General features: G+C 60.1%; 8 protein-coding genes and 4 pseudogenes. 4 read left to right on the plus strand and 8 right to left on the minus strand.

The annotated features are described in order from the left end of the window. From HFO99_RS33020 to HFO99_RS33025, 3 genes and pseudogenes are all read left to right on the plus strand, one after another. Positions 1–753, plus strand: a pseudogene (locus HFO99_RS33020) (thiamine pyrophosphate-dependent enzyme); the annotation flags it as partial. 143 nt (positions 754–896) lie between these two features. Further along, positions 897–1025: an iron-containing alcohol dehydrogenase gene (locus tag HFO99_RS33760; protein WP_163925920.1), complete on the plus strand. Its 129-nt coding sequence runs from the start codon at positions 897–899 to the stop codon at positions 1023–1025. Next, positions 988–1398 (plus strand): annotated as a pseudogene (locus HFO99_RS33025) (bifunctional folylpolyglutamate synthase/dihydrofolate synthase); the annotation flags it as partial. The gene HFO99_RS33760 and the pseudogene HFO99_RS33025, both read left to right, overlap by 38 nt. 71 nt (positions 1399–1469) lie before the next feature. On the opposite strand, the gene trxA reads toward HFO99_RS33025, so the two are convergent. Continuing rightward, positions 1470–1790, minus strand: coding sequence for a thioredoxin (trxA, locus tag HFO99_RS33030; RefSeq protein WP_222365727.1), 321 nt, complete (start codon positions 1788–1790; stop codon positions 1470–1472). 27 nt (positions 1791–1817) lie between these two features. Here trxA and HFO99_RS33035 point away from each other — a divergent pair, with 27 nt between their 5' ends. After that, complete coding sequence (locus HFO99_RS33035) at positions 1818–2132, plus strand: hypothetical protein (RefSeq protein ID WP_222365728.1); 315 nt, start codon at positions 1818–1820, stop codon at positions 2130–2132. A 226-nt stretch (positions 2133–2358) separates the two neighbouring features. On the opposite strand, the pseudogene HFO99_RS33040 reads toward HFO99_RS33035, so the two are convergent. The 7 genes and pseudogenes from HFO99_RS33040 to HFO99_RS33070 all read right to left on the minus strand — a co-directional run. After that, positions 2359–2895 (minus strand): annotated as a pseudogene (locus HFO99_RS33040) (plasmid partitioning protein); the annotation flags it as partial. Continuing rightward, positions 2890–3199 (minus strand): annotated as a pseudogene (locus HFO99_RS33045) (IS6 family transposase); the annotation flags it as partial. The pseudogenes HFO99_RS33045 and HFO99_RS33040, both read right to left, overlap by 6 nt. A 149-nt stretch (positions 3200–3348) precedes the next feature. Beyond that, positions 3349–4119, minus strand: coding sequence for a hypothetical protein (locus tag HFO99_RS33050; RefSeq protein ID WP_222365729.1), 771 nt, complete (start codon positions 4117–4119; stop codon positions 3349–3351). 430 nt (positions 4120–4549) lie between these two features. Next, on the minus strand, positions 4550–5182 hold the full coding sequence (locus HFO99_RS33055) for an adenylate kinase (RefSeq protein ID WP_260690059.1): 633 nt from the start codon (positions 5180–5182) through the stop codon (positions 4550–4552). Between the two features lie 102 nt (positions 5183–5284). Further along, complete coding sequence (gene acs / locus HFO99_RS33060; protein ID WP_222034473.1) at positions 5285–7249, minus strand: acetate--CoA ligase; 1965 nt, start codon at positions 7247–7249, stop codon at positions 5285–5287. 102 nt (positions 7250–7351) lie between these two features. Continuing rightward, positions 7352–7777 carry a hypothetical protein gene (locus HFO99_RS33065; protein WP_221952289.1) on the minus strand — a complete coding sequence of 142 codons (426 nt, stop codon included), beginning with the start codon at positions 7775–7777 and terminating at the stop codon, positions 7352–7354. A 26-nt stretch (positions 7778–7803) separates the two neighbouring features. Further along, on the minus strand, positions 7804–9456 hold the full coding sequence (locus HFO99_RS33070; RefSeq protein ID WP_222034450.1) for an acyl CoA:acetate/3-ketoacid CoA transferase: 1653 nt from the start codon (positions 9454–9456) through the stop codon (positions 7804–7806). Positions 9457–9818 lie beyond the last annotated feature (362 nt).

Below are 9818 nucleotides of genomic sequence, written 5' to 3' on the forward strand. Positions count from 1 at the left end.
TGGGGCCGAAGGGACGGGAGGTCATTCACATCGGAGATCAGTCGCCGCCAGTCGAGCAGGTCTACTTCCCGCAATCCGAGGTCATCGGCGACATCGGCCATTCGCTCAAGGCGCTGGCGGATCGCCTTGAGGGCAAGCTGCAATGCCGGCGCATTGCTGCCGCTGCGCGAGAAGATCCTCTCCCGGATGTCCAACGACGCCGATGAAGAACGTTGGCCGGTCACGCCGCAGCGACTGGTGCACGACGTGCGCGAGGTCATGACTGAAAACGCCATCGTTGCGCTCGACAACGGCTTGTACAAGCTCTCGTTCGCCCGCAACTACCCGACCTATCTCCCCAATACGCTGCTACTCGACAACGAGCTGGCGACCATGGGCGCGGGTCTGCCCTCGGCGATGATGGCCGCGATACTCAATCCCGGGCGCCGCGTCATGGCGGTCTGCGGCGACAACGGCTTCCACATGACCAGCCAGGAACTGGAGACGGCCCGCCGCCTCAAGCTCAACCTGGTCGTGCTCATCGTGGAGGACGGCGGCTACGGCATGATCCGCCATAAGCAGGCCGCCCGCGGTTTCCCGGATTTCGGCAACACCGTCGACAATCCGGATTTCGGGAAATTGGCCGAAGCCTATGGGGTCAAGGGCACGCGCGTCGAAGCGCTGGACGATCTGGTGCCAGCGCTGGAAGCCGCTTTCGAAGGCGGCGGCGTCCATGTCGTCGTAGTGCCGATCGATTATGCGGAGAACAAGTGAGAGCTCACCGACGAGCTGCAACTCGCGAAAAGCGTAACCGGGATAAACCGCCCTCAGGAGCCCAGGAGGTCGACAGCAATGATCATCTTTTCAGAGCGGACGGCAGTCCCTGCTGTCCGAGAAAGCAACAGGAGGACCACAACATGAAACAGTTTATCTTCCAGACCCCGCCAAACATCCTTATCGAGGCAGGCGCATCCAGCAAGATCGCCGACGTCCTCAAGGGCTACAAGGCCGCCCGGCGCCGAGATCTGGATCGATGGCGGGCATAATCCCGGTGCCGGCGAAGTGATTGCCGAAGCCATGGCCAATTTCGAGGAACGCCAGTCTCGGCCGCTTTTTCTAGTTATCGGCTTGATCAATACCAGGGATCCGGTCGGCTATTTCAAGGCCTTTACCGGCCTGGTCGAGAAGGTTTTCTGCGTGCCGATCCGCGGCAGCGAAGCGATGGTCGACCCGGTAATATTGTCGAATGCCGCTTATGATGCCGGCTTGGTTGCCGAACCGATGTCGACGGTCGGCGATGCGCTGGAAGCGATAAAAGCCGTCGCCGATCCGGAGGCATTGCCGCCGCGCATCCTGGTCGGCAGATCTCTCTATCTCGTCGGCGACGTGCTTGCCGACAACGGCACGCCCCCAAAATGAAGGCTGCGAAATGAAAAAAGCCCGGTCGAGCCGGGCTTTTTCATCAATGTGATATAGTTCGTCGATATCAATCAGACAGCGCTCGAAATCCAGTTTGAAAGAACCGTCTTCGGCTTTGCGCCGACAGAGATATCGGCAACTTCGCCGCCCTTGAAGATCGCAAGCGTCGGAATGGAGAGCACACCGAACTGTGCGGCGAGTTCCGGATTCTCATCGATATTCAGCTTGGCGACCTTGACCTTGCCTTCCATCTCGACGGCGATTTCTTCGAGGCTCAGAGCAATCATCTTGCACGGGCCGCACCATTCAGCCCAAAAATCGACGACGACGGGTACTGCGGATTCCAGAACTTCCGACTGGAAATTATCAATATCGACTTTCACGGTAGCCATGGGCTGCTCCTTTACCGGAATTGGATGTTGAACGGGCGTGTCGCAAAGCGGTCGGCCGAACGCATTGAGCTGAAATACGTTCTGCAGCGGCTCGACAAATACACCCTGGTGATCTCGTCTTTTGAAATGGCTTCTGCGGGTGCGGGCCATTGCGACAGTCCTTCTTTTGTGAGAGTGCCGATCTCCACCGTCGTGACAGGAGACGCCGAAGATGTACCGGACCCCCTCGTTCTCAATCGCCGAGACAAGGAGGTTGGCCTCTTGACTATGCGTATTCTCAAAGTGTGCATAAAGTGCCTCCTGACGGTTTTACATATCTATAAAGTTCTTATGCCGTCATGACGATATAGCATCGTTAGTAATCAACTGTCAATAAGCTGCCACGCCAACAAACTTCCCGACTCGATGGGAAGGCCTTTCGTCCCTCATTGAATTTTCTCTATTGAGGGCGCAGCGAGACAACTTCCTCAGCGATCCGCTCCGCGGTCCGGCGTGGGGTGTCTTCGTCCGGAAGGAACGATCCCCCGGCGGGCAATTAGACGTCCTTGCCACAATCCTCCATGCTCTTGGCGCCGATGGCATCGCCGGCAATGCGGACAACGACGCCGCTGTCCGAACGATTGGTGCGCGCCGACAGGGCGTCGATCAGGGTCAACCTGGCCACGACACGAAGCGTGTCGATGTCGACCTCCAGCTTGCCGTTTTCGCCGATCAACTGGGCAGCGTGCGGGGCGAACCGCCTGGACCCATAGAGATGCCCGGAGGCTTCGGAGCCGGAGTCGACCGAGACGTTCTGTCCAGCAAACGCACGCACCAGCATTGCCATGAGCGTATCGTCCTCGATCGGGGCCCGTGCCAGCGCCTCGTGCAGCGCGTCGGTGCGGAAATCGCCGATCATGTCGATGCCGTTTCGGGTCACGTCCGGCCGGGTCTTGGCTGAAACGTCGATGGCAGCCTCGTTTCCGTCCTCGCCGCCGGGCGCGGTCGGATCGCCCTTGCCTTTCGCTTGTCTGGCTTCCGGCATCCGAAAATGGGCAGACTGCACCTTGCCCTCACGATCGAGAAACATGGCGATGCAATCGCCTTTGCCGGGCTTGCCGTACAGGTAACGCCACTTACCGCGGATCTTGACGTAGGTCTCGTCGATCCTGACCGAACCACAATGCGAGCGCCGAAACTGGCGCAGCCGCTTCTCGATCATCGGAGCATAGGCAAGTACCCAGCGGTTATCGTGCTGTGGTCCACTTCGAAGCCGCGCTCTTGGAACATCTCCTCAAGGTCTCGGTAGCTGAGCGGATACCGCAGATACCAGGCCGCCGCCTGCACGATGAGCCATGCTCGAAATGCCGCCCTTTGAAATCATCTTTCGACCAGCGCTTCAGCTTCTCGGCAATGGTATTCAGAATCACAGGCTCGCTCCACAAATTCGAAGCGAGAATTTATCCGGCGAGCGTCAACAGACGGTTAACTAAGAAATTTGCGACAGGCCCGGTCATCGCCCTGGCCCCGAGGACGCTGGAACGGGACGAGCGATTTGCCTTTCCGTAGTGAGTTCCTGCTATGGAGCGGCGACCTTTGCTGTAGCTTCCGTCACACTATAGCCGTCTTGCTCAAGGGCGGCGGCGTACGCGACGGCATATGCCGCGATCTTATCCGCACAATCCATTCCATTGATAACTTGGCGAGCGTCGATGAAGTTGTTTGCCCGAAGATTAATGTAATCCGAGAGCTTCTTGCCGGTATACCAGCCTTCCTTCAAGCCCATGACAAGCACCTTCGCCGCAATTTCCGGTACCAGTGCTCTTGCTGGAACGGAAACGAGATCAATGCCGAGCTTGATGCTGGCCACGCGGTAGTTTTTCTTGTGCGTGAGTTGGGCGTATCCTCTCCCAAACCAGCCTTTACGCCAATATGGGGAGGAGACCCAAGGCAGCCCGCCCTTTGCCCATGCGCTGTCAAGACGGGCAATCGCCTGAAAGTCAGATATCGCGAGAGTCTCGCGCACCGGCTTCATAAGGCATCTAGTTTCATGAAATGCTGTAGCCAACACGTAGGCGCATTGGTTGCGCTGTAATGTGTGCACCTTGCATTCCGAGATTAGAAGTCGGGTGTCCCCGCGGTCGAGGTCGCCGACGCCGCTTTTGGCGGCAAACGCCACGGCGACGCAAATTAAAATAATCAGGCATGCTGCAGCGAGTGTTCGGAGTATCGGCTCCGCTTCCCGTTCAGGGTGCCGCATGAGTGCGCCACCTACGTATTCGAAGGCGTCTCGTGCGTGTTCTACGTCTGATGACGGCCGGTACTTGCCATAGTAGTAGGCTATCTGCATCGCTTAACTCCGCAATATGCTGAGAACAAATCGACAGACGCCCCGCATAGGTGCGCAACTCAATTTTAGTTTATAAACAATAGGGTAGCGTACGTAACGGACCAAGGAGAGCAAAGTGACTCTTGCCGGGCGCCGCTCTGTCAATCGTTGTACTTATGGGCTGTGGCCAAAGAAAAAGAGAACCCACGTCGACACTCCCAATGGAGAAAGAGAACGTTGGGAGCTATGAGCGCGCGAGAATGGCGAGCGCGAAGTTCGGATCGCCTCCTTCCATGCTCCTAGAGCAGCCTCTGGACCTCGCGTATCGTCTCCTCCCGACTCGACAGCACGTTGATGAATTCGGGCATGTGGGAGATGTCCTCGCGGGCGATCACTCTGTTTTTGCCTGTTTGATCATCATGGATCGCGAATTCGGATCACCTTTCCTGACTCATTCGAATTCGGCCCGCGACAGACTGGTTTGTTCGCTTTCGGGTTTGCGATGGAGCCGCAATTCCGCAAGAAGGCTCGACGTAACCTGATCGATGGGCCTCAGCCCATCAACGGTGCGTAGGAGGCCGGCGGTGCGGTAGTAGTCCGCGAGCGGCTGCGTCTGAGTCCGGTAGGCTTCGAGCCTGACTTTCAGCGCCTCCGGATTGTCGTCGGCGCGCACCGGCAGGCCTGCGGCCTTGGCCTCGCGCGCCCGATAGATGATGCGGTCGAGGAGCACGGATTCGACGACCTTCAGTTCGAGCACCGCATCGAGCCCGATGCGCGCCTGTTCGAGCGCTTCGTCGAGGGCCCGCGCCTGTCCCAGCGTGCGGGGAAAGCCGTCGAGGATGAAGCCGGATGCAGCGCCCGGCTCGGCGATGCGTTCGAGGACGCAATTGACGACGATGTCGTCGCTAACCAATTCGCCCCGCGCTATGAAGTCGCGCGCAGCAAGACCGACCGGCGAGCCCTTGGTGACCGCAGCGCGCAGCATATCTCCCGTCGACAGCTGCGGCACGCCCAGCCGCTCTGCCAGGCGCGTTGCCTGCGTTCCCTTGCCCGCCCCCGGCGGTCCAAGGATGATCAATCTCATCGTTCCCTCCTTCGTACGTCTGGCCATTGTCTTTCCCTTGATCGCCCCGTCGGCCCCGATGAGGCGACACGCCGGAACCCACGTCTTCATCTTGTGCTGCCGTCAGCCAGCCTTCCGGTTCAGCCGGTTGTCTATCAGGTGGTCGACCACGGCGGGGTTAGAGAGCGTCGAGGTGTCACCGAACTCGGTGCATTTGTCCTCAGCGATCTTGCGCAGGACGTGGCGGATGATTTTCCCCGAGTTTGTTTTCGGCAGACCCACCGCGAACTGAACCTTGTCGGTCGTGAAGATCGGGCCGATCGCCCTACGAATCCAGGAAACGAGTTCATTGCGCAGCTCGTCAGAGGCAGCCTCGCCGTCGATAAGGACTACGTAAGCGTAGATGTCCTGCCCCTTGATCTCGTGCGGACAGCCGACCACCGCGGCTTCCGAAACGCTAGCGTGGGCGACTAGGGCGGATTCGACTTCCGCCGTGCCGATGCGGTGACCGGAGACGTTGATGACGTCGTCGACGCGGCCCGTGATAGAGTAATAGCCGTCTGCATCGCGCCGGGCGCCGTCGCCGGTAAAATATTTGCCGGGATAGGGGGAGAAATAATCCTGCTCGAAGCGCTCATGGTCACCAAACAGCGTGCGCATCTGGCCCGGCCAGCTGTCGGCGATCACCAGGTTGCCGTCCGCTACGCCGTCGAGCACGCCGCCGGCAGCATCCAGCAGTTGCGGCTGCACGCCGAAGAAGGGCTTGCTGGCCGACCCCGGCTTCAGGTCGGTGGCGCCGGGAAGCGGCGTGATCAAGATGCCGCCAGTCTCGGTCTGCCACCAGGTATCGACGATCGGGCAGCGCCCGTCGCCGACGACGCGGTGATACCATTCCCAGGCTTCCGGGTTGATCGGCTCGCCGACCGAACCGAGCAGGCGGAGCGAGGCGCGCGAATGCGATTTCACTGCGTCCTCGCCCGATCCCATCAGGGAGCGGATGGCTGTGGGGGCGGTGTAGAAGAGGCTGACCTTGTGCTTGTCGACGATGTCCCAGTAGCGTGACACGCTCGGATAAGTCGGGGTGCCCTCGAAGATGAGGGTCGTCGCACCGTTGGCGAGCGGGCCGTAGACAATGTAGCTGTGGCCGGAGATCCAGCTGATTTCGGCAGTGCACCAGTGGATGTCGCCGTCGTGGTAGTCGAAGACGTATTGGTGCGTCATGGCGGCATAGACGAGATAGCCGCCGGTGGTGTGCATCACGGCCTTCGGTTTGCCGGTGGAGCCGGATGTAAAGAGGATGAACAGCGGGTCTTCCGCCTTCATCTCCTCTGGCGGGCATTCATCGGGGACGATCTCGGCGAGATCGTCATAATAGTAGTCGCGGCCTTTCAGCATGCTGACGGGCGCGCCGGTGCGCTTGACCACGATGACGCTTGTCACCACCCCCGGAATCTCGTCCAGCGCAGCGTCCGTAGCGGCCTTCAGCTCCAGCTTGCACCCGCCGCGCAGGCCCTGGTCGGCGGTCACCACGACGGTGCTAGCCGCATCGGCGATGCGGCTTGCCAGGACTTCGGGCTGGCAATTGGTGGAGAGCGCCGAATGGATCGCGCCGATGCGCGCGCAGGCGAGCATGGCATAGGCCGCTTCGGGGATCATCGGCAGGTAGAGGGTAACGATGTCGCCCTTCCGGACGCCCTGCGACTTCAGGACGTTCGCCCATTTCATGACATGGGCGTGCAGTTCACGATAGGTGATCCGGGCGTCATCCTTCGGGTCGTCCCCTTCCCAGATGATCGCGACCTGGTCGCCCCGCTCGGGCAGATGCCTGTCGACGCAATTATAGCAGACATTGGTGGTGCCGTCCTCGAACCACTTGATCGAGACTTTACCCGGCTCGAACGAGGTGTTCTTGACCTTGGTATAGGGCTTGAACCAGTGGATGCGTTTGCCGTGCTTGCCCCAGAACTTGTCCGGGTTGGCGATCGAGGCGGCATACATCGCCTCGTAGAGCTGCGCATCGATGAAAGCATGGTCGGCCCATTGCTTCGGAACTGGATAGACGCCTTCCGCCTGCTTGTTTCCGTTCATTGTCATTGTCCCTCCTAGGACGCTCTTCGAAGCTCCACCATCACCTCGACGGGTGGAGGATTGTCATGCACGAATTATGCTTTCCGTTCGGCAGGTCCGGCCTCACGTATCCTTTCGGATTGTCGCGGCCTTGCGGAACTGCTCGAAATTCTCGGTCATGCGTTGGCGGGCGATGGCGAAGGCGTCTTCGCTGGCCTTGACCGCCATGCTGGTGATCTCGCGCGAGCCGTTCAGCGCCATCTCGTAAGCCTGTTTCGCCAGTTCGCCGCGGTCCTTGGGGGCAAGGGCCGCATCTTCAAACATCATCAGGAGCTGTGAGGAAGCCGCGCGGAACAATTCCAGCTGCTTTTCGGCGACGCCGTAGGCGCCCTTGTTGGCAACCCGCGTGGCCTGCGCGACGGCCTCGATATTCCTGGCCTGTTCCCTAACAAGTGCTGCCGGATCGACGCCCGGCATGTTGAACTTGGCGAGCATCTCGTTGATCTGGTTGGTCAGCGTCTGGATATGCGGGGTCTGCGATGTAGGCATGACTGGTTTCTCCTCAAGCGATGGGGTTACGAGTGTTGGATGGAACTTGCGGGGCCTGTCGGGCGCGTAGCCGGCGGCTGCGTGTTGCGCTCTGCGTCGAACACCATGCGCTCGGAAAGAGCGCGATCCGTCAGCAGCTTGTGCAGATTCATCGGCCCGTCGACGAAGATCTCCGCCGCCATCTCGCGCGGCTTGCGGATGATCGGCAGGAACTTCATATAGCGGAGGATGTCGCGCTCGATATCGAATCCCGGTGCGACCTCGATTAGTTCCAGCCCCTCGGCGGTCAGCTTGAAGACGCAGCATTCGGTGACGTAGAGCACGGTCTGGTGCGCCTCGCGGGCATATTCGCCCGAAAAGGTGATCTGCTCGACCTCTTTGATGAACTTCGCCTGGCCGTCGTGGGTGAACTTGCCGCAGAAAACGAGGCGGGGGGTGTTCTGCGAGATGTTGATGAAGCCGCCGGCGCCGGCGAGTTTGTCACCGAACTGGCTGACATTGACATTGCCTTGAGCATCGACCTGCGCGAAGCCGAGACAGGCGAAGCTCAGCCCGCCGCCGTCGATGAGATCGAACATCTGGTTCTGGTCTATGATCGATTCGGGGTTAATGGCCGCGCCGAAATCCAGCCCGCTCTGTGGGGTGCCGCCGATGGTGCCGGATTCGGTGGTGAGCTTGACGAGGTCGATGATCTTCTCTTCCGCCGCGACCGCCGCAATCCCTTCCGGCATGCCGATGCCGAGATTGACGACATCGCCCATCCGCAGTTCGAAAGCGCTGCGCCGCGCGATGATCTTGCGCTCGTCCAGTTTCATGGAGGCAGCGCTGTCCGGCGGCGGACGGGAATCGCCGGAGAAGGCGCCGTTGTATTGGGTCGCATAGGTCTGCATGTGATCTTCCGGCGCGGCCACGACGACGTAGTCGACCAGGTGGCCGGGGATTTTGACATCGCGAGGGTTCAGCGAGCCGGCGGGGGCGATGCCCTCAACCTGCACGATGACGATACCCCCGCTGGCCTTGGCAGCCATGGCGAGCTGCAGATTGTCGAGCGTCGCGGCCTCCTTCTCCATCGTGACATTGCCGGATGGATCGGCCCGCGTGCCGCGCAGGATGGCGACGTCGATGGGGAAGGTCTTGTAGAAGAGCAACGGCTTGCCGTCGATCTCCCTCAGCACGATGAGATCGTCCGTCGTGTTGGAATTGAGCTTGCCGCCGCCGTTGCGCGGGTCGACGAAGGTCCGAAGCCCGACTTTCGAGATCAGCCAGGGCTTGCCCCTGGCGATCTCGGGGTAGAGATGGGACATGACCCCGAGCGGCAGATTATAGGCCTCGCACTTGCCGCTGAGCGCCAGTTGCGTCAGCTTCGGCACTAGCCCGTAATGCCCGCCGATGAGACGCTTCACCAGCCCGTCATGCGCCAGTCGGTTGAGGCCCTTGTCTTTGCCGTCGCCCGGTGCTGCGGCAAAGACGAGGGTGAGATTGCTTGGCTCGCCCGATTCGAGGAAACGCTTCTCAAGGGCGCAGATCACCGCCTCCGGCGTGCCAATGCCGACGAAGCCAGAAAAAGCGACTGTATCGCCCGGACAGATGATCGCGACGGCTTCGGCGGCGGAGACAATCTTGGTGGATTTGTCAATTCCGCCCTTTCCATAGAATGCGCTCTGATGCGGTGCTGCCATGCTCGGCGTTCCTTCATTTGTTCGAAGCAATGCGGTTAACCCCAACGCGGATGCGGTGGCCGTTCCGCTGCCTCGCAATAGCTCTCAAGATTCGTGCCAAGCCGGCCGACTGAGCTGACGAACAATTATTTGCGGCTGTTTCAGCTACGTGGGCGGAAATACTGGATTGGGCGGAGTGGAATGGGTGTCGCGAAGCCGACAAAGGTCACGACGATGTCGTAAGTTGAATGTGGAGATTCCGGTTGGTCGTCCGAGCTCGGGGTCATGGGCTGCTCACTCCCGCAAGTGCGCTGGCATAAATCGCCCGGGCCTGATCGTCGTCGAGCTCGCGCGGATTGTTGACCAGTAGGCGATTCACGTGC

Origin of the sequence: Rhizobium leguminosarum, assembly GCF_019798305.1 — a bacterium.
In the GTDB taxonomy this organism is placed as follows: domain Bacteria; phylum Pseudomonadota; class Alphaproteobacteria; order Rhizobiales; family Rhizobiaceae; genus Rhizobium; species Rhizobium leguminosarum_U.